Raw genomic sequence first — 20972 nt, 5'->3', positions numbered from 1 at the left:
TTACGTTAACGTTCTGCTGTAATGGCCAACCCGGTTGGGGGGGAGGCTGGCGCATGACGAAGGTTAAAACTTAATGGTCTCGACCCGAATGTTTTTGGTTTGTGCCTGGTCGATATAATCTTTAATCATTTCCTTCACATCAAATGCAATGGACTTGGTGTTAGAGAAATCCAGCACAACTTTTGAGTTACCCGGGATCGAATTGAGCTTTTTCAGAATGCTTGGCTTGTTAAAGAAAGAAACGTCCTCGGCCAGAACAATATGATGAGTCTTTTCACCATGGTCTTCATTGATGGTTTCTTTAAACTGATAAGCATTAAGGAAGCTGCTTTTCAGGGTAAAGAAGATGCTCACGCCCAATCCGGCAAATACACCCGTTAACAGGTCGGTAAAAATCATCACCACAATAGTGGTTACAAACGGCAGGAATTGTTCCCAGCCATTCTGATACATCACTTTAAACATGACCGGCTTGGTCAGCTTATAGCCTACCACAATCAGGATTGCAGCCAGTGACGCCAGCGGGATCAGGTTGAGCATGGAGGAAATCGCCAGTACTGCTACCAGCAGGAATACACCGTGCATAATGGCTGACAGCTTGGTTTTACCACCAAACGCGATGTTGGCCGAGCTTCTTACTATTACCTGAGTAATTGGCAGGCCGCCTACCAGACCAGAGATAATATTACCCATCCCCTGAGCTTTGAGCTCGCGGTTAGTTGGCGTAACATTTTTCTGCGGATCAAGCTTATCGGTGGCTTCCACGCATAATAACGTCTCAATACTGGCAACGGCCGCCATCACGATAGCAATGGTGAGTACGTCCATATTGAAGATTTGCGAGAAATCCGGAAACGCCAGTTCCTGGGTGAAGTCACTGAAGCTGTTAATTACCGGTAGTGAAACCAGCATGCTCGGATCCAGCGGAGTACCGGCCTGGCGCATCATTACTGAAGCCAGAATACCTAACAGTACTACCACAATCGGGCCCTGAATAAGCTGGAAAATTTTGTGACGCGGCACCAGAAACTTATCCCAAATTACCAGCAGAACCAGTGATACGCCGGAAATCAGTATCGCGGCAGGCGACATCAGACTAAGCGCATGTTCGATAGCAGAGAAGGTATTCTCGCCATTAGCATGCATAAACGCTTCTTCACCGAGGAAGTCGGCATGCCAGCCAAACAGGTAAGGAATTTGTTTAAGGATGATCAGTAATCCAATACCGGCAAGCATACCGGTGATCACTGAAGTGGGAATAAAATACGCAATAAAACCAGCCCGGGCAAAGCCCATAATAAGCTGAATAACACCGGATAACACCACAGCAACCAGGAACAACTCCCAGCTGCCCAGTGTGGCAATAGCGTCAAATACAATTACTGCCAGGCCCGCAGCCGGGCCACTAACGCCCAGCCGTGAACCACTAAATAAACCGACGACGATACCGCCGACGATGCCTGCAATAATACCGGAGAACAGCGGCGCACCAGAGGCGAGCGCAATACCCAGACATAAAGGCAGGGCAACGAAAAACACCACGATACTCGCGGGTAAATCGTTTTTTATTTCACTGAAAGATAGGTCCAATTTCATTTACAAGATCCCTGTTATTTATTTGCTACCAATTGCTCCTCGGCGGCAAAAGCAGATTCCATTGGCACGAATTTACCGGCTTTCTCATCGTAGTTAAGTACTTCAGCAGTCTCGATGTTGTAGAACCAGCCGTGCAGTTGTACCTGACCAGTGGCGATTTTAGCCGCTACCGCAGGGTGAGTGCGCAGATGTTGAAGTTGCTGTACTACGTTTTCTTCGGTCACCAGCTGTAAGTGGTCATCTTTATTCAGTGAGTCACAGCCACAACGCTCTTTAACTACGTCGGTAGCAACGCGGCAGTGGCCCAGCCATTCTTTTACATGAGGTAGCGAGGTAAGCGCTTCCGGGGCAATGGCACCTTTCATCGCGCCACAGTCAGAGTGGCCACACACAACGATGTGGGTAACACCAAGCGCTGCAACAGCAAATTCGATAGAGGCCGTCATACCACCAGTCTGGTTGCTGTGTGGCGGCACTATGTTACCGGCATTACGGCAGATAAACAGGTCGCCTGGTTCTGTTTGTGTGACCAGGTTAGGGTCGATACGTGAATCAGAACAGGTAATGAAAAGCACTTCAGGATTTTGACCAGTGGCGAGCTTTTTAAACGCTGCCTTCTTTTCTGGAAAAACTTCTTGTTGGAATTTTGCAACACCAGAGATAACGTGGTCCATTTAGTCGCTCCTAAATATGAAAATAGAAAATTATATAAAATACCAAATCATTGTTACCTGATAGGTTAATAGAAAAATAGTTTACTTCGTGATAGCCTAAGGCTATATGTTGGCATTATTTATTTGGACTTAAGTTTATGGTCACCTCAACCAAGTCAGTTACCTACACGCAGTTTCGCTACTTTGTGGCACTGGCGAGGGAGCTAAGTTACCGCCGCGCGGCGCAGGTATTAGGCATAAGTCAGCCAACCCTGACCTCACAGATTAACGTGCTGGAGAAAAGCCTCGGCATATCCCTGTTTGAACGTTCCCGCAGTGGCACGTTGCTGTCGCCGGAGGGCCGCGCCTTGTTACCGCTGGCAGAGGATGTACTGCAATCGTCTATCCGTTTTGAGGAAAAAGCCCGTGACATTGCCGGTGGTAACCAAACTACCTACCGGCTTGGGGTGCCACCAACATTAGGGCCGTATTTGCTGCCATTTATTTTGCCGCAGTTACACAAAAGGTACGCCAAGCTAAAGTTCTATGTGCGGGAAGCTGCGCCCACGCAATTGGTGCAGGGTCTGTTCGATGGACATTTTGATATCATTATCTCGCCGGGCTCCCAGGAATCCTCGCAACTGGTAGCGAGTAAACTGTTTATTGAGCCACTTAAGTTTGTTGTCCCCAGTGACCACGCTTTGTCCGGCCTTCGTTATATAGAGCCGGAGCAAATTCATGGCGAAACGGTGTTAACGCTGGAAGAAGCCCACCATTTCCACCATCAGGTTCATGAGATCTGTATGAAAATCGGCGCCCAGGTGACCCGGGATTATGAGGGCACGAGTTTAGATACACTTCGGCAAATGGTGGTTATGGGGATGGGCGTGGCATTTCTGCCCGGCCTTTATGTTCACTCCGAACTGCATCAACCGGACGAACTGCACGTGTGTGAATTAAAAGATACGCCAATTGAGCGTCAGCATAATCTGGTGTGGCGGAATACCGCGCCGGGGCGGGTATTTTTCCGTGAACTTGGCAATGAGATCCGGCGTATCCTGTCTGACACCCTTGGTCATGCGGTTAGAGTGGATAGCTGATAACTCACAAAATTCCTCTCGGTAAATCGGCCAGGCGTACTGGCCGGTAATATTTACCACGAACACCGCAGCTTTTACCTTTCATTTTAGCCTTTGCGCTACCAACACCTGTAAAACAGTGCGATGCCGACTATAGCCGTTACTTCAACCAGTTGATTTCCCAATACTTTGGCAAACCGCCCGATGTCTTGGGCGATTGTGCATACATATTGCGTAGCTCATCTGCCTGTACAGCCTTTATAAAGAAGGGCTTCAGCGCTCGGTAAAAAGTATAAAAAATGCGCTGACTCATCGTTTGTCATGAGAAAATAGTATAAAATTCACTATAGCGTCATAAATTTTTCATATTGTTGTGGGTTTCGTTAATGCAAGCAAAACGCTGGCTTGAACTGTTCAGCCTGTTTATTGTACTGCCGCTGCTGTTTCTGGCCGGGGTAAAACAATTTGGACCTTATCTGCTGGTGTTGCTGGCGGGGGTTGGCGGCGTTTGTTTGTGGCTGCTGGTGTCTGATCAGACTTTTAAACGGGTTCGGTTATGGAACTGGCAGGAAGGTAAGCCTCATCTCAAAGCTTCACTTCGCCTGTTTTTACCCTGGGCGCTGGCAACTGCAGCTATTGTGTACTTCTGGTTACCGGAGTCATTCCTGCAATGGCCGGCCGAACAAACCTCCCTATGGCTGTTAACCTTACTGCTTTACCCATTGTTTTCAGTGATCCCGCAGGAAATTATCTACCGCACATTTTTCTTTCACCGCTATAAAGCTATTCTGCCCACGCATTCACTGCGACTGGGAGCGAGTACCTTTTTATTTGGCTTTGCCCACGCTATTTACGGTAACTGGCTGGCAGTAGCGCTGTCGGCAGTAGGCGGCGCCATGTTTGGTATGCGCTATCTGCAAAGCCGCTCCACGGCGGTGGTAGTTATTGAGCACTCTTTATGGGGCTGTTTTTTGTTTACAATCGGCCTGGGTTCCTACCTTTCGCTACAACATACGGTGTAGCTGATATTCCGTTAACCGGGCGCGGTGGGGGATAGATGACAGCGCCCCAAAAAGCGCTGCCATAATTTTACATGGTCCTGCATAGCCTGCTGATAAGCTAAGAAACTAGTTTGCTGGACGGTTAAAAAAGCTCGGAACGATTCGGGCAGCGCTTCTTCCTCGCGCCATTTGTTTAGCAACGGCGCAAACTGATAGTTAAAATCGTTGATATGGCCGCCGAGGGGCTGGATCCGCTCAATGAAAAACAGGTAAAACACATTGCGTAAAATGTTTGCCTGCTCTGTGGCACTACCATCGGGGCAGGCTGTGTTAGCAAGCAAGGGTTCCAGCTGTGCGGTAAGAGTGGGCAAGCGCGTTGCTATCTGATGCTGAGCCTGCCAAACTGAAGCGGGCAGGCGAGTGGCGCCAATCGCCTGCAACTGTGCTTCCAGGCTCTGCTCTATACCAGTGGCGGGTGACAAGTAACTGTCGAGCTGCCGGAATAATGTGAGTTGGCCGGCAATGTCTACCGTATCGGTAAACAACTGATCTGGCTGAGGCCGGCTAAAGGCGGCCCGGGTCTCGTCGCTGAGCACCAGCATATTACTCCAGTGCTCAGGGTAGGCAGCCTGCTTGGCCGCATACCAGCTTTGCATAGTAGTGAGCAATTCACGGGCAGGCTCATCACTTTGTTCGCTTACAAAGTTAATGCAGTCTGATAATGCCGCTAATAGCTGGCGTTCATACACCAGACGCTGAGAATAATGCTGTATTTTCCCCAGCGCGGTGTTGCGCTCGGCCACCAGGTTGCCCAGCTCACACTGCTGCAACTGATAAAAACGGGTCAGGTTGATGTCCAGCTGCGCCGGCGCCGAAAGCAGCATTTCACGCTGTGGATAGTCAGCTGCTGGTTGCTCTTCGGCTGTGGTTAGCCCGGTATCCAGTACCCGCGCCAGCCGTTCGCTGTATTCACTGATATCGTCGCTCACCTGATGCGTTGAACAAGCGGTTATACACACTAATAAAGCGAGGGAATATAGCACCCCTCTGGCACGGTGCTGCCAGCCAGACTCCTGCAATGAATTGCCCTTAAAGTAGTTGTTGATTCAGTTGTACGATGTCGTCCTGCGCGGCCTGCAGGTAATGACCGCCAAATAATACGGCATGATTAAGGATGTGGTAAAGCTGGTAGAGCTTGCGCCGACTCCGGTAACCCTCATCGAGCGGCCAGATAGCGTTGTATCCTTCGTAAAACGCATCGGGCAGGCGGCCAAATAATTCGGTCATGGCTACGTCGGTTTCTCTGTCGCCAAAGTAGACAGCTGGATCGAATAACACCGGTTGATGGTGATGAAAGCCCAGGTTACCGCTCCACAGATCGCCATGTAATAAGGACGGCTGTGGCTGATAGTCCTGCAGAAAATGGTAAATCTGCGTGGTACAAACATCAATGTTACACCACACATGGCCTTGCCGCGCCAGCAGTTCCAGCATGGCCCCAATGCGGCTTTCAGCAAAGAAAGTGGCCCAGCTGTCGGTGGCAGTATTCACCTGTACCGAGCGGCCAATGTAGTTATCCCGGGGCCAGCCATATTCCGGGCCGCTGGTAGTGCGGTGTAAATGGGCCAGCTGTTTACCGCAGGTCAGCCAGTCTTCGCTGGCACTTTGCGACAGTTTTAGATACTGCATTACCAGGTACTCGTGTAGCTGGTGTTCTTCTTCCAGCACGCCGTAACAAATCACTTTTGGGGTACGGATACAGGCGGCATTGGCGAGCGCTTTTAAACCGTCGGCCTCGGCGTCCAGCTCGGTATTGTCTACCGAGGTCAGAGTACGGTATTTAACAAAGTAGCGCTGGCTGTCATCGCGAATAACCGCGCATTGGTGGGTGTCGCCTCCGGCTACCGGTTGACGGTTCTGACAGACAAATAAGTGGCCGGAGTGCTCACTGATTTGTTCGCTGATAAATTGCCACATGGTTGTATGCATCTTCACACTTTTCCTGAGTATGGAATATATTTGCCTATTTGCCAGTTCCAGCCACGACGATCAGCAGTGTTTTCGGCGACATTAATAGTCTGAATCCGACAAACCGCTCAACATAACAAACGAGAGCGCTTGATTTAATGTACTTTTTTTGTCTTTATAACAAGTTACTACCATAACAATACGTTGTTTCTTCTTATGGCGCTTTCAACCAAGCAAATAGGGCTGGGGCTCGGCCCGGCAGTTTTTCTGGGTATTTTACTGGGGTTTAGTCCTGACAATCTGAGTCAGCAGGGGGGGGCTGTGCTGGCCGTTACCCTGTGGGTGGCAATCTGGTGGATCACCGAAGCCATACCGATTAGCGTAACGGCATTATTGCCCATTGTATTGTTGCCGCTATTTGGCGGTGTGAATATCGCCGATGTCACGGCTTCCTATGGCCACAAATACATTTTTTTATACATGGGTGGTTTTATTCTGGCGATTGCGATTGAGCGCTGGAACCTGCACCGGCGTATCGCACTGACTATCATTTATGTCGTTGGCAGTAACGTGCCACGTATTATCCTCGGCTTCATGTTGTCTACCGCGTTTTTGTCGATGTGGATTTCCAACACGGCCACCACGGTGATGATGTTACCCATAGGCGTGGCTGTGGCGAGTCAGTTTCTGGGCCATTCAGCACTAAACCCCAAAGAGGGCGAGCAGTTCAGTAAGGCGCTGATGCTGGCTATTGCCTATTCAGCCTCCATTGGTGGCATGGCCACGCTTATTGGTACACCGCCTAATCTGGTGCTAGCCGGTATCCTGCAGCAGATCTATGGCATTGATATCAGCTTTGCTACCTGGTTTATGTTTGGTTTTCCTATCAGCGTAGTGTTGCTGACAATTTGCTGGGTATACCTCACTCGTTTTGCCTTTGCCTGCAAAGACAGTCAGTTTCCGGGCGGACGTGAGGAAATTGCCAAACTGCGCGAGGCCCTCGGGCCCATGAGTTACGAGGAAAAGCTGGTGCTCACAGTCTTTGTGGGTACCGCGTTGATGTGGGTGTGCCGCTCTTATCTGCAACACTTTGTGCCGCAGCTCGACGATACCATTATTGCCATTACCGCCGCGACGACTTTGTTTTTGTTCTCCTCGAAAGATAAAACGCAGCCCATCATGACCTGGGAAGAAGCGGTCAGAATGCCCTGGGGCACCATAGTGTTGTTTGGTGGCGGAATTGCCATTGCCGGTGGCTTTCAGAAGTCCGGGCTGGCAAGCTGGATAGGGCAGCACCTGGTATTACTGGAAGCCCTACCGCTGTTTTTACTGGTGGCGATTTTAATTGCAGCGGTTAACTTCCTGACTGAGATAACCTCAAACCTTGCTACTACCACGGTTCTGCTGCCCATACTGGCACCCATGGCACTGGCGCTGGATGTGCATCCTTATACGCTGATGGTGGCGGTGACCGTTGCTGCCTCCTGTGCTTATATGCTGCCTGTGGCTACGCCACCCAATGCCATTGTGTTTGGCTCCGGTTACCTGAAAATTGCCGATATGTTTAAAACCGGTATATGGATGAACTTTATTTCGATTATTTTACTGTCCTTTGCAGTGTACTGGCTATTGCCAGCACTGTGGGGCTTTGAATTGAATGGTTTTCCGGCGGGATTTAAACAGTGATGGTTCAGACTGCACTGAAAGCTTTTTTTCGGTGCAGCGCTGCCCGCAAAGGTAAAATACCGGTGAAAAAAACGGCGAAATCACGGCGCGGGGTTAAATCACGGCCAAACCGGTCACTCAGTCATTGCATGTGGCGTCTCAATGGTTATAATCCGAGCCTAATTGGGAACTTACCCTTAGCCGCGGTCGGCGGTATTTTCACATCAGACGTTAACACAAGTGGCACAGAGTAGGTGTCACCACTGTAAGGATATTTCATGCCAGTTATTACTCTTCCTGACGGAAGCAAGCGCTCCTTCGATAACCCTGTCTCAGTTTTAGATGTTGCCAACGATATCGGTCCTGGTCTGGCTAAAGCCACCGTTGCCGGTAAAGTGAATGGTGAACTGGTTGACGCGGTTGATATCATTGAACACGATGCAGACTTACAGATCCTCACCGTTAAAGACGAAGAAGGTCTGGAAATCGTTCGTCACAGCTGCGCGCACTTATTAGGGCATGCAATCAAACAGCTCTATCCGGATGTTAAAATGGCCATTGGTCCGGTCATCGACAACGGCTTTTACTACGACGTGGATATGGAGCACTCGCTGACCCAGGAAGATATTCAGCAGCTTGAAAAGCGCATGCTGGAACTGGCTAAGACCAACTACGACGTAGTTAAGAAAACCGTTAGCTGGCAGGAAGCCCGTGATGCGTTTGTAGAGCGCCATGAACCTTACAAAATTGAAATTCTGGATGAAAACATCAGCCAGGATGACAAGCCAGGCCTGTATCATCACGAAGAATACGTGGATATGTGTCGTGGTCCTCACGTACCTAACATGAAGTTTTGCCATCATTTTAAACTGATGAAAGTGGCCGGTGCTTACTGGCGTGGCAACAGCGACAACAAAATGCTGCAACGGGTTTACGGTACAGCCTGGGCAGATAAGAAACAGTTAAAAGCTTACCTCACGCGTCTGGAAGAAGCCGAAAAACGCGATCACCGTAAAATCGGTAAAACGCTGGATCTGTTCCATTGGCAGGAAGAGGCACCGGGTATGGTGTTCTGGCACAACGATGGCTGGTCTATCTATACCGAACTGGAAAAATACGTGCGCGATATGCTGCGTAAGTACGCCTACGACGAGGTGAAAGGGCCATTAATGATGGACCGTACCCTGTGGGAAAAATCCGGACACTGGGACAAGTACGCCGAAAACATGTTCACCACCGAATCAGAAAAGCGTGAATATGCCATTAAGCCCATGAACTGCCCGGGTCACGTGCAAATCTTTAACCAGGGCCTTAAGTCTTACCGCGATCTGCCATTACGTATGGCTGAGTTTGGCTGTTGTCACCGTAACGAACCATCCGGTGCTCTGCACGGCTTAATGCGGGTACGCGGCTTTACCCAGGACGACGCGCATATTTTCTGTACCGAAGAACAGATGCTCGATGAAGTGTGTAGCTGTATCGATATGATTTACGATGCCTACGGCACCTTTGGCTTTGAAAAAATTGAAGTTAAATTATCTACCCGTCCGGAAAAACGAGTGGGTAGTGACGAAATCTGGGATAAAGCTGAAAAAGCTTTGGCCGACGCACTGCACAGCAAAAATATCGAATTTAAATACCTACCGGGTGAGGGCGCTTTCTACGGTCCGAAAATCGAGTTTACCCTGTATGACTGTCTGGATCGCGCATGGCAGTGTGGTACCGTGCAGGCCGACTTCTCTATGCCAGGCCGCTTAGGTTCGTCATACGTGGCAGAAGACGGTGAGCGTAAGGTACCGGTAATGATTCACCGAGCGGTACTGGGCTCTCTGGAACGCTTCATCGGTATCCTTACTGAAGAGTATGCCGGGTTCTTCCCATTATGGCTGGCACCGAAGCAAATGGTGGTGATGAACATTACCGATAACCAGGCCGAATATGCCCAACAGGTGGTCGATTCACTGCAAGCTCAGGGCTTTAGAGTGAAGACCGACTTGAGAAATGAGAAGATTGGTTTTAAAATTCGTGAACATACGCTAAAACGCGTACCTTATATGCTGGTGGTTGGCGATAAAGAAATGGAAGCAGGCAAGGTTGCTGTGCGTTCTCGTCGTGGTGAAGATTTAGGCAGTATGCCTTTACAAGACTTTATTACGCTGGCGGGTGAAGAAATCGCTGGAAAAATCATCAAATAACGGTATACTCGCGCATCTAATTATGCAGCGTGGCTGTCGTTGTACTATGCAAATAAGCAAGTGTCTGATTTCCATATAATTTGTTGAAAACAGGGAATCAGGTAAAGATTAAAGTAGTTGGAGGAATAGCACATTAAAGGCGCTAACAATAAGGCTCAGGGTGATAAAGCCCGGATTAACGATGAAATTACTGCAAGAGAAGTGCGCTTAATTGGCGCTGATGGAAGCCAGGTAGGCGTTGTTTCGATAAATGAAGCAATGAGTTCTGCCGAAGCAGCAAGTTTAGATCTTGTTGAAATTAGTCCGAACGCTGAGCCGCCAGTCTGTAAAGTTATGGACTACGGCAAGTTCCTCTTCGAAAAATCGAAGGCTCAGAAAGAGCAGAAGAAAAAACAGAAGCAAATTCAGGTCAAGGAGATTAAATTTCGCCCTGGCACTGATGAAGGCGATTACCAGGTAAAACTGCGCAACCTGCGTCGCTTTCTGGAAGGTGGCGATAAAGCCAAAGTCACGATCCGTTTCCGCGGACGTGAAATGGCTCACCAAGAGATTGGCATTGAACTTTTAAACCGCGTTAAAGGCGATTTGGAAGACATTGCTAACTGCGAGTCTTTCCCACGTCGTGTGGAAGGCCGTCAGATGATCATGGTGCTCGCTCCAATTAAGAAGTAGTAGTGGTCTTTAAAGTTTTTGGGAATCTGCACCCCAAAACACCCTGCTGCAAACATTAACTGGCTATAAAGGTGACTGCACACCGATAATTAGCCACCCTAAACAATGCGGAGTTTTAGCAATGCCTAAAATGAAAACTGTTAGTGGTGCTGCCAAACGTTTCAAGAAAACGGGCTCAGGCCGCTTTAAAAGCAAACAGTCTCACTTACGTCACATCCTGACTAAGAAGAGCTCTAAGCGTAAACGTCACCTGCGTGGCAAAAAACTGGTTCATGACTCTGATACTAAATTAGTTCAGCGCATGCTGCCTTACGTTTAATCGAGGAGACTGAATAATGGCAAGAGTTAAACGCGGCACTATTGCACGTGCACGTCACAAAAAAGTTTTAAAACAAGCTAAAGGTTATTACGGTGCTCGTTCACGCGTTTATCGCGTAGCGGTACAGGCTGTAACTAAAGCTGGTCAATATGCTTATCGTGACCGTCGTCAGCGTAAGCGTCAATTCCGTCAACTGTGGATTGCACGTATCAACGCTGCGGCTCGTCAAAACGGTATGTCATACAGCCGTTTCATTAACGGTCTGAAAAAAGCGTCTGTCGAAATCGATCGTAAGATCCTTGCCGACATCGCAGTTCATGACAAAGCGGCTTTCAGCGCATTAGTCGACGCGGCTAAAGGCGCATTAGCTTAATTATTAACTAATTAAGTTTAAGTTCTTTCGGAAAACGGCGAGCAGGATGCTCGCCGTTTTTCGTTTCTGCAAAAAAAATTCCTCAGCAGGCTAACTTGACGGCCAAAAGCAAAAACGGCAATACTAGCGCTTCATTAAATATAGAAGCCCGCCAATGCAGTAACTGGGATGAAATTGTCTGGTACGCTGTTACTGTTATCGCAGTACAATTTAAAAGGATTTAACCATGGTCTATGTGGAAATTACCGGCCTTATATTGTTCATTGTTTTAATGACGCTGGGCTACAGAAAAAATAACCGCAATCTAATGCTGATATCTGCCCTATGTCTGCTGGTTGGGCTGGCCGGCCCTGATTTTGTCAGTGGCTTTATTGAAGGCTTTAACGCCGGTAAACAGGCCGCTTAGTTTTTCGACCCGCCGATAAAAACGATTCCTCTCAAAACATACCAGCGGCAATAATACCTGCTCAAAATAGATGAATGCCGCATGGCTGTTAGCCTGTCTTATCATAACTTGCTGATTATCATCTTGTATTAATAAAACCTTCACCCATTTGTCATGTGGCTGTCACCGCATTTTCACACCTTGTGTTCAAGCTATTCGCGCAAATTTAATCCGGGTACAGCACTCAGGCCGCTGTATTCATGCACACACAAGATGGAAAAAATAATGCAAAAAGAACTATTTCGCGGTATTCGTTATTCTGCGCTGGCGCTCGCCATTGCAATGGGATTATCAGCCTGTTCACTGGACGGTGACGACGGCGTTGATGGAGCAACTGGTGCTGAAGGCCCACAGGGCGCACCAGGCGAACAAGGCCCGCAGGGAGAGAGCGGCGATTCTGTAGGTAAATTAACCCGTATCGCTACCGTACCACTGGGTGCTGAAGTCACTGGTATCTTTCTTACTGACGAGGGCGATCTGTTCTTTAACGTGCAGCACCCATCAGGCACCAATACCGCTACTAACAGCATCAACAGCATGCCCATTAACACCGGCACCGTGGGTGTACTGGCCGGCGTAAACTTTAATAATCTGCCAGCGACGTTACCGGATTCACCGGTACCTGCTTCACAGGAAGAAAAAGAGCTGGTGACTACTGCTATTGGTCAGTACCAGGTTCTGGGTCAGACTGGCGATACTTATAACGGTGAGCTGCCTGAAGGTCTGGGTCACATTTATACCCTTGACGGCGGTACGCTGGTACTGGAAAACGACATGCCTGACTTTAACGGCTTCCTGCCTACCGGCGAAGGCCAGGGCTACCTGTTTTCTAACTGGGAAGAGCTGCCAGGCGGCATGAGCCGTATGCAGATCGAGCGTGACGAGCAGGGCATGTGGACCGTTACCGATGTTATGATGCTCGACTTCTCGCCAGTATGGGGCACAGCCGCTAACTGCTTTGGTTCAATGTCTCCTTGGGGCACGCCGTTGACTTCAGAAGAGTGGGTAGTTGATTCAACTGTCGACAGCACCACTGATGCCAGCTGGAATGATCCTAATGAAGTAGCTACCAACGCGCGTATCGGCCGCATGTGGGAAATGACTGCACCAGATGTACCAAACCCGTATAACTACGGCTACATTGCTGAAGTCACTGAGCCTGCTGCCGATGAGCCAGTTATTGTGAAGCACCTGGCGATGGGCCGTTACGAGCACGAAAACTCAACCGTAATGCCTGATGGCCGCACCGTATACCTGTCTCAGGACGACACCGGCGGCGTATTGTTTAAGTTTGTTGCTGATGTAGCGGAAGACTTAAGTGCCGGTACTTTATATGGCGCCAAACTGACCCAGGATGTGGGCCAGAACGATCCGGCTACTACTGGCTTTGATGTTGAGTGGGTAGAGCTGGCCAGCGGCGATAACCTTACCATCCGCGCCTGGATTGACGAATACAACGGCATTGGTACCGACGACTACGTTGACGGCGAGAGCTCTTATATCACGCTGGCCGATGTGGAAGCCTGGGCCAATGGTGATGCCACTTACCCAACCGTAGCTAACGGCGGTGGTAAAGTGACTGCCGGTCAGGCTATGGACGATCGGGTAGCTTTCCTTGAGTCACGTGCGGCGGCCAAAGCCATGGGCGCAACGGCCGAGTGGCGTAAGCTGGAAGGTATTTCAGTTAACCACAAACGCGCTCAGGAAGCGGTTGAAGGCGTGGATACTATTGAAGGTGAAATCGTAACCGATGCTTACGTTTACATCGGCATCTCAGATATCGACAACACTATGACGGACGGCGAAGGCGACATGCAACTGTCTGCCCGCGTTAAAGACTGTGGTGGCGTTTACCGTGCTCGTCTTGGCGAGAACTACAACATCTCTCGCATTGAGCCTGTGGTAATGGGTTCTACTTACCGTTCAAGCCTGACTGGTGCAGAGCGTTGTGATGTGGACCAACTGTCGCAGCCGGATAACGTTATCGTTATGAACGATGGCCGTATTCTGATTGGTGAAGATGGTTTCCAGGAAAACAATACCCTGTGGATGTATGAGCCAGCTCAGAAGTAAGTAACACACTGTCAAATTTGTCCGGGTGCCTGGCACCCGGATTTTTGCGTTTAAGACACTATGAAAAAAACAACGATCACACTGACAATGCTAACGCTGATGAGCACCATGCTTCTCAGTGCCTGCAAAGACGAAAGCGCGGTTCAAACCAGTGCACAAGATACGGTTTATCCCTATTCAGAAGGGGATGATATTCCCGCACTGGCGTACATGGAGCACAATGAAGTGTATAACCCTGAGTCGGTTATTCCGCCGCAGTGCTACACCAAAACCAACGGCAAAAATAACCCGTGTTACGCTTGCCACCAGAGTTACGATAATAGCGAGAATCGCCCCAACCAGATGGGCGACGGTACCTTGCAGGGCAACTACGAATTTTCGGATGTAGGGCTTACGAACAGCTGGAAAAACCTGTTTGTTGACCGCCGCGAACTGATTGCCGGTATCAGCGATGAAGCGATTCTGGATTATATCGGCGAGGATAATTACACCGCCAGCACCGCTAATGGCTTGCCTGCAGAAATGCAGATTAAACAACTCAGTTACCCCGCTAAAGCCTTCGGCGAGCATGGCATAGCCAATGACGGCAGCGGCTGGGTCGCGTATAACTATAAGCCTTTCCCCAGCACGTTCTGGCCCACCAACGGTTCAACCGGTGATGCCATGATCCGTCTGCCCGAAGCGTTTCAGCAGCGTAAGGGGGAATACAGTGAAGATGTATACCTGGCTAACCTGACCCTGCTGGAAATGGCCCTTAAGGATGTGAATAGCCTGGCGGTGCCGCAACTTAATGAGCAGACTATCGGCATGGATTTAAATGGCGACGGCGCGCTCAGTGAGGCAATTACTCACATTCAGCGTCAAATTCACTATGTTGGTGATGCCAGCGACATTGAGCTGAGCTATCAGCTTTACCCCCAGGGCACCGAGCTATTGCACACAGTGCGTTATATTGGTGTGGATGATGAGGGCCAGATCTACAATGCGCCGCGGATGAAAGAAGTGCGCTATATGCAAAAGGCGTTGTTTCGCAGTAAGGAAAGCCTAGCCTCAGCTTACTATGCAGAAGCCAAAGACAAGGCCTTTGAGAAGCTGCCGCAAACCCGATATTTGAGCGAGGAAAAGGGCATCGATAATGGCTTTGGCTGGACGCTGAATGCCTATATCGAGGATGCCCAAGGGCAACTGCGGCCGCAGCATCAACAGGAGCTGGCTTTTTGTAATGGTTGCCACAAAACCGTGGGTTCAACCTTTGATCAGACCTTTTCCTTTGCCCGCAAGGTGCCCGGAGCCAAAGGCTGGGGTTACATTAACCTGCATGAGATTGACGACGTGCCCAATATTAACGAGCAGGAAGGCGAATTTCTTACTTACATGAAACGTGTAGGGGGCGGTGACGAATTCCGCCAGAACGCCGAAATGCTGGCTCGCTGGTTCAACGCAGACGGTGAGCTAAATGAAGCAAAAGTAAAACAGGCTAACTCGGTGTATGAGCTTATTACCCCGAGCCCCGAGCGAGCCCTGGCGCTGAACAAAGCGTATCAGACCATCGTAAAGGAGCAGAGCTACCTGTTTGGCCGTGATGCAACTATCACCGAAGCGACTAACGTATTGAGTGAAATCGATGCCGAGCAACCGCCACTATTGCCAGAACATCGCTATCACTGGGATATGCGCCTCGACTGGTTTGCTGAAAATGAAAGCAAAGTGGCTGATAACCGTTAATCAGTAAAGCTTAACCGGCTTAACGGCCGGTTAAGCTGTTGCCATAGCCGTTAATGCCTGCCACAAAAACGTCGCCACCGGCCCCCGGGGGCGTTTCTTTTCCCGCACCAGGTTTATCTCGCCGCGAATGGATGAGGTCACATCATCTAATACCAGTTGTACCAGTGTGCCCGTTTGTAGCTCTTCGGTAATGGTATTTTGCGGAATATAGCCCCAGCCAGCCCCGCGCAATAACAGGCCTTTTTGAGTGTTTGTGTCGTTGGTTCGAATGGTTGAGCTTGGCACCACTCCCATGACCTTTTCAATATTCAAATCAATATCAAAAGATTGTGGCATCAGTAACGGGATGTCCCTGAGCTGACTGGAAGACGTGGGCGGGCGGTCATAATGGCTAAGGAGGCGTTGATGGATAACCGCCACCACATCAAAGCGGCCGAAGGGCTGGGTTTCAAAACTGGCCAGTTCGTGAAACGAATGGGTCCAGGGGGATACCGCGATATCAGCCGTACCATCTATAAGCCGCTGAATAGCTCCCAAGCGCTGCACCGCCGAAAGATATAACTCGGTTTGGGGAAATCGTTGCTGAGTGTCGATGATGGCGTCGAAAAAGCTGTCCTGCTGGCATATAGTATCAAAAGCAAATTCGATTTTACTCTCATGGCCCTGTTTTAAATGAAAAGCGAGTGTGCCGATATCCTTTTCCTGACGTAACAGGTAAAGGCAGTGGGGCAGTAAACGCTGGCCGTCAGCGGTCAGTTGCAATCGATTTGCCGTTTTTTTCAGCAAGGAAAGCTGTAATTCCTCCTGAAAACGCTTGATAGCAATGGATAAAGCCGGCTGGGTTTTGTGCAGTATTTCAGCCGCTCTGGCGATACTGCCTTGCTCAGCGACGGTAACAAACATGCGTAATTGCTCTAGTGTCATAAATTAAATTTAAGTTTTTAGTAAAATAGATTAAATATTATTTTGGTTTAAGTTGGCGTATATTGCCAGTGCCTAGTATCAGGAGAGATTAAGTGAACCTCATGAGTCTGACTCGCAGCAGCCTGGTCGCTGCTGCGCTGTTAATTGCCATTACCGGTTGCAGTGGTGAAGCGGAAACCACGGCCGCCGAAAATCAAAATAACAAACTGGTGAAAACCATTACCTTAAGTAGTGTGGATCGCGGTGGATACCGTGAATTTCCTGCGGTGGTTGAAGCCAGTGAGGAAGCAACCCTGGCTTTTCGGGTGTCGGGTGAGCTCAATTCACTGAATGTGACTGCCGGTCAGCACGTTGAGGCGGGCGATACCATGGCCACACTGGATCCGACTGATTATCAGATAGCCGTGGATCAGGCCAAAGCCAATTACGATTTGGCCAAGGTGCAGTTTGACCGCGCTAAAACCCTGCTCGATAAACAACTGGCTTCTAAAGCCGGTTTTGACGAAGCTCAGGCACAGTTAAAAGTGGCTGAAGCAGCATTAAAATCGGCCCGTACAAACCTGGCCTATACCGAATTACACGCGCCCTTTGCCGGTCAGGTTGCGCAGCGTTATGTAGAAAACTACGAAAGTATCACTGCCCAGCAACCAGTCTTTTCGCTGCAAAAAAACACCGTGGTGGATGTGGCCATTCAAATCCCCGAAGACATGCTGTCGAATGTGGATAAAGATAGCCAGTATCAGCCGGAAGTGCGTTTTGATACCCACCCAGAGCAGGTTTTTCGTGCCAGGCTCAAAGAATATGATACCGACGCTGATGCGGCGACCAACACTTACAAAGTAGTCTTTCAACTGGCCCGCCCGGAAACCTTTAATGTGTTCCCAGGCATGTCGGCGACTGTCCGAGCGCAACTCGATCAGATCCTGAAAGTGAAAAACGGCGGCTGGAACGTGCCCGCTGCGGCCATTTTTTCAGACGGCACCGGCGAAAGCGAGCAGAGCTACGTGTTTGTGGTTAATAGCAGTAATCAGCTTGAAAAGCGCGCCGTTACCTTAGGCAGCATCACCGACGACGGTTTTGTGGTGACCGGCGGGTTACAAAATGGCGAGCAAATTGTGGCCGCCGGCGTGCACCGCTTAAAGGCCGGTGAAACCATTCGGGTCTGGCATAAAGAGCGGGGGCTGTAAGGGTGAACATTGCCGGATATTTTGTTAAAAACCGCACCACGAGCTGGCTGGTCACGCTGATCCTGCTCATTGGTGGCACTGTTGCCTTTTTTGGCCTGGGCAGACTGGAAGATCCTCAGTTCACCATTAAAAAAGCCATGGTGATCACCCAGTATCCCGGAGCTTCGCCTACTCAGGTTGAAGAAGAAGTGACATACCCCATCGAAAACGCTATTCAGGAATTACCTTACGTCGACAACATCACGTCGATTTCCACGGCGGGCCAGTCGCAGATTACCGTAGAGATGAAAAGCATCTATCGCAAAGACGCGTTGCGCGGGATTTGGGAAGAGATGCGTCGCAAAATTAATGATCTCACGCCATCCCTGCCATCCGGTGTTTATCCGCCCAGAGTAATGGATGATTTTGCCGATGTGTATGGCATGTTGATAGCCATCAACGGGGAAGGGTACCAGTATAAGGATATTAGCGATTATGTGGACTACCTCAAGCGGGAGCTGATCCTGGTAGAGGGCGTTGGCAAGGTAACCGTTCAGGGCGAGCAACAGGAGCAGGTGTTTGTTGAAATTGCCCGCTCACAAATTGCATCACTGGGGATAAGCCCCAGCCGCATCAGCGCCTTGCTGGTGAGTCAGAACCAGGTGTCAAACGCCGGTAAAGTCAAAATTGGTGATGAGTACATCCGCATCAATCCCACCGGGGAATTTGAATCCGTGCAGGAACTGGAAAACCTGCTGATCAGTCAGGCTGGTGCCTCAGAACGAATTTACCTGGGAGACGTAGCACGCATTTACCGGGGCTACGAGGAAGTGCCGTCTAATCTTATCCATTACAACGGCGAGCAGTCGCTGTTACTGGGCATATCCTTTGCCGATGGCGTTAACGTAGTGGACGTGGGCGAACGTATTATGGAGCGTCTGGATGAGCTGGAATACATGCGCCCGGTCGGGATGCAAACCAGCTTTATCTACAATCAGCCCATCGAAGTAGATAATTCGGTACAGGGGTTTATTCTTAACCTGGCCGAGGCCGTTGGCATTGTAATTGTAGTGCTGCTGATCTTCATGGGCGTTAAATCCGGCCTGCTGATTGGCCTGATCCTGCTGTTAACCGTGCTCGGCAGCTTTATCTTTATGCAGCAAATGGAGATTAACCTCCAGCGTATATCTTTGGGGGCGCTGATCATTGCACTGGGGATGCTGGTGGATAACGCCATTGTGGTGACCGAAGGCATACTCATCGCCATGAAAAGGGGCTACAGCAAAGCCCAGGCGGCCTCTTACGTGGTGAGTCAGAATATGTGGCCGCTTTTGGGCGCCACAGTGATTGCTATTATTGCTTTTGCGCCCATCGGCTTATCCAGCGATGCCACCGGTGAATTTGCCGGCAGCCTGTTCTGGGTGTTGTTTGTCAGCTTATTGTTGAGCTGGGTTACCGCTATCACTCTCACGCCATTTTTTGCCTCATTACTGTTTAAAGATGCCAATAACGCCGGCGATGATGAACTTAAAGGCAGCGAGGAGCTCTACAACGGCCTGATTTTTGATGTATTCAGCACCATTTTGCATGTCGCGCTCAAGTTTCGGGTGGTGACTGTAGTGGCCATGGTGGCCTTGCTGGTCAGTGCGGTGATTGCCTTTGGCAGCGTTAAACAGTCGTTTTTCCCTCCTTCCACCACACCGATGTTTCTGGTGGATATCTGGCATAAGGCCGGTACCGATATTCGCGTGAATGCAGATAAAATTAACCACATCGAACAGCACCTGTTAAACGAAGACGGCGTGGAAGAAGTTACTTCTACAGTGGGTCAGGGCCTGACCCGCTTTATGCTGACTTACCAGACTGAGAAAAGCTATGCGACCTATGCACAACTGGTGATCCGGATGCGCGATGGCGAGGCGCTGGAAGCTCAGTTACCGCGTTTGCGCGATTACATGGAAACAGAATTCAGCGAAGTATTTTATAAGATAAAACGGCTGGAGATTGGTCCTTCCACCGATGCTAAGATTGAAGCGCGCTTCAGTGGCCCGGAACCAGCCGAACTGCGCCGCCTGGCTGAAGAAGCTAAAGCGATCCTCGCAGCCGATAGCGGCGCGCGTAATATTCGCGATAACTGGCGTCAGCAAACCAAAGTGATCCGTCCTATCTTTAATGAAGCGGCCGCCCGCCGCGTGGGCATCAGTAAAGCCGATCTGGACAACCTGCTGTTAACCAGTTTTTCCGGTGCGCAAATAGGCGTTTACCGCGATGGCACGGACTTATTGCCTATTATTAGCCGGCCACCGCCGCAGGAGCGCTTAACCGCCGATAACCTGGAAAACCTGCAAATTTATTCGGCTACGGCCCAGCAGTACATTCCGGTAACGCAGGTGGTAAAACGCTTTGATATCAGCTGGGAAGATCCCATTATCATGCGTCGCGACCGTAAGCGTACACTAACGGTAATGGCCGACCACGATATACTGGGTAACGAAACTGCATCAAAGTTATTCTCCCGCGTACGGAGCAAAATTGAGGCGATCCCGTTACCGGATGGCTATGAGCTGGAGTGGGGCGGCGAGTTTGAAGCTTCAAGTAAAGCGCAGAAAGCCATTTTTGGCTCGTTACCGGTAGGCTACTTGATCATGTTTATTACCACCGTGCTGCTGTTTGCCTCTGCGCGCATTGCCGGCATTATCTGGGCCTGTATTCCGCTGGCATTAATTGGTGTGAGTTATGGATTGCTGATCACCGGCGCGCCCTTCGGGTTTATGGCTTTGCTGGGCTTTTTGAGCCTGTCGGGCATGATCATCAAAAACGGCATTGTGTTGGTTGAACAGGTGAAGCTGGAACTGGAAGAGGGTAAAGCGCCGTATTCTGCGCTGTTTCACGCAACACTCAGCCGGGTAAGGCCAGTTTGTATGGCGGCAATTACCACCATCCTGGGGATGATCCCGCTGTTGTTTGATGACTTCTTTGCCAGCATGGCGGTGGTGATCATGTTTGGACTGGGCTTTGCCACGCTGTTGACGCTGGTGTTTGTACCCGTGCTCTACAGTCTGGTGTTTAAAATTCAAAAATAGCCAGCCGGCAGGTTGCATTCGCAACCTGCCTTGTA

At 49.8% G+C, this 20972-nt stretch carries 17 protein-coding genes; 12 read left to right on the top strand and 5 right to left on the bottom strand.

Features of this window, described 5'->3' with window-relative positions; genetic code table 11:
* Positions 1 to 63: 63 nt before the first annotated feature.
* Positions 64 to 1596: a SulP family inorganic anion transporter gene (locus tag D9T21_RS12235; protein ID WP_123325244.1), complete on the bottom strand. Its 1533-nt coding sequence runs from the start codon at positions 1594 to 1596 to the stop codon at positions 64 to 66.
* Positions 1597 to 1610: 14 nt separating this feature from the next.
* Positions 1611 to 2270 carry a carbonic anhydrase gene (locus tag D9T21_RS12230; RefSeq protein ID WP_123325242.1) on the bottom strand — a complete coding sequence of 220 codons (660 nt, stop codon included), beginning with the start codon at positions 2268 to 2270 and terminating at the stop codon, positions 1611 to 1613.
* Between the two features lie 137 nt (positions 2271 to 2407).
* Between D9T21_RS12230 and D9T21_RS12225 the strand changes: the two genes are divergently transcribed.
* Both D9T21_RS12225 and D9T21_RS12220 read left to right on the top strand, forming a co-directional pair.
* Entirely contained in the window at positions 2408 to 3349 is a 942-nt protein-coding gene (locus tag D9T21_RS12225) for a hydrogen peroxide-inducible genes activator (protein WP_123325240.1), read from the top strand.
* Between the two features lie 365 nt (positions 3350 to 3714).
* On the top strand, positions 3715 to 4350 hold the full coding sequence (locus D9T21_RS12220; RefSeq protein WP_105936615.1) for a CPBP family intramembrane glutamic endopeptidase: 636 nt from the start codon (positions 3715 to 3717) through the stop codon (positions 4348 to 4350).
* Positions 4351 to 4361: 11 nt separating this feature from the next.
* Here the strand turns inward: D9T21_RS12220 and D9T21_RS12215 are convergent, their stop codons facing one another.
* On the bottom strand, positions 4362 to 5408 hold the full coding sequence (locus tag D9T21_RS12215) for a DUF3080 family protein (protein WP_164464669.1): 1047 nt from the start codon (positions 5406 to 5408) through the stop codon (positions 4362 to 4364).
* Positions 5409 to 5418: 10 nt separating this feature from the next.
* A complete protein-coding gene (locus D9T21_RS12210; RefSeq protein ID WP_241155703.1) occupies positions 5419 to 6318 on the bottom strand; it encodes a fructosamine kinase family protein in 900 nt (299 codons plus the stop codon).
* Positions 6319 to 6513: 195 nt separating this feature from the next.
* Here D9T21_RS12210 and D9T21_RS12205 point away from each other — a divergent pair, with 195 nt between their 5' ends.
* From D9T21_RS12205 to D9T21_RS12170, 8 genes are all read left to right on the top strand, one after another.
* Positions 6514 to 7983: an SLC13 family permease gene (locus D9T21_RS12205; protein ID WP_123325237.1), complete on the top strand. Its 1470-nt coding sequence runs from the start codon at positions 6514 to 6516 to the stop codon at positions 7981 to 7983.
* Positions 7984 to 8240: 257 nt separating this feature from the next.
* Positions 8241 to 10157, top strand: coding sequence for a threonine--tRNA ligase (gene thrS / locus D9T21_RS12200; protein WP_123325235.1), 1917 nt, complete (start codon positions 8241 to 8243; stop codon positions 10155 to 10157).
* Between the two features lie 132 nt (positions 10158 to 10289).
* Positions 10290 to 10829, top strand: coding sequence for a translation initiation factor IF-3 (gene infC, locus D9T21_RS12195; RefSeq protein WP_105936611.1), 540 nt, complete (start codon positions 10290 to 10292; stop codon positions 10827 to 10829).
* 121 nt (positions 10830 to 10950) lie between these two features.
* Positions 10951 to 11148 carry a 50S ribosomal protein L35 gene (gene rpmI / locus D9T21_RS12190; protein WP_012518091.1) on the top strand — a complete coding sequence of 66 codons (198 nt, stop codon included), beginning with the start codon at positions 10951 to 10953 and terminating at the stop codon, positions 11146 to 11148.
* Positions 11149 to 11164: 16 nt separating this feature from the next.
* Positions 11165 to 11521: a 50S ribosomal protein L20 gene (gene rplT, locus D9T21_RS12185; protein WP_070174515.1), complete on the top strand. Its 357-nt coding sequence runs from the start codon at positions 11165 to 11167 to the stop codon at positions 11519 to 11521.
* A 226-nt stretch (positions 11522 to 11747) separates the two neighbouring features.
* A complete protein-coding gene (locus D9T21_RS12180) occupies positions 11748 to 11927 on the top strand; it encodes a hypothetical protein (protein WP_123325233.1) in 180 nt (59 codons plus the stop codon).
* 264 nt (positions 11928 to 12191) lie between these two features.
* Positions 12192 to 14039 (top strand): alkaline phosphatase PhoX, encoded by a 1848-nt coding sequence (locus D9T21_RS12175; RefSeq protein WP_123325231.1) that lies wholly within the window; start codon positions 12192 to 12194, stop codon positions 14037 to 14039.
* 60 nt (positions 14040 to 14099) lie between these two features.
* On the top strand, positions 14100 to 15764 hold the full coding sequence (locus D9T21_RS12170) for a hypothetical protein (protein WP_123325229.1): 1665 nt from the start codon (positions 14100 to 14102) through the stop codon (positions 15762 to 15764).
* A 30-nt stretch (positions 15765 to 15794) separates the two neighbouring features.
* Here the strand turns inward: D9T21_RS12170 and D9T21_RS12165 are convergent, their stop codons facing one another.
* Positions 15795 to 16688: a LysR family transcriptional regulator gene (locus tag D9T21_RS12165; RefSeq protein WP_123325227.1), complete on the bottom strand. Its 894-nt coding sequence runs from the start codon at positions 16686 to 16688 to the stop codon at positions 15795 to 15797.
* 101 nt (positions 16689 to 16789) lie between these two features.
* Between D9T21_RS12165 and D9T21_RS12160 the strand changes: the two genes are divergently transcribed.
* Together D9T21_RS12160 and D9T21_RS12155 are read left to right on the top strand one after the other, a co-directional pair.
* Positions 16790 to 17875, top strand: a complete 1086-nt coding sequence (locus D9T21_RS12160; RefSeq protein WP_123325225.1) for an efflux RND transporter periplasmic adaptor subunit — start codon at positions 16790 to 16792, stop codon at positions 17873 to 17875.
* Between the two features lie 2 nt (positions 17876 to 17877).
* A complete protein-coding gene (locus tag D9T21_RS12155; RefSeq protein ID WP_123325224.1) occupies positions 17878 to 20937 on the top strand; it encodes an efflux RND transporter permease subunit in 3060 nt (1019 codons plus the stop codon).
* The last annotated feature ends 35 nt before the right edge of the window (positions 20938 to 20972 follow it).

Origin of the sequence: Marisediminitalea oceani (genome assembly GCF_003731635.1) — a bacterium.
Lineage (GTDB): Bacteria > Pseudomonadota > Gammaproteobacteria > Enterobacterales > Alteromonadaceae > Alteromonas > Alteromonas oceani.
This window is presented reverse-complemented; position numbering and strand designations above follow the sequence as displayed.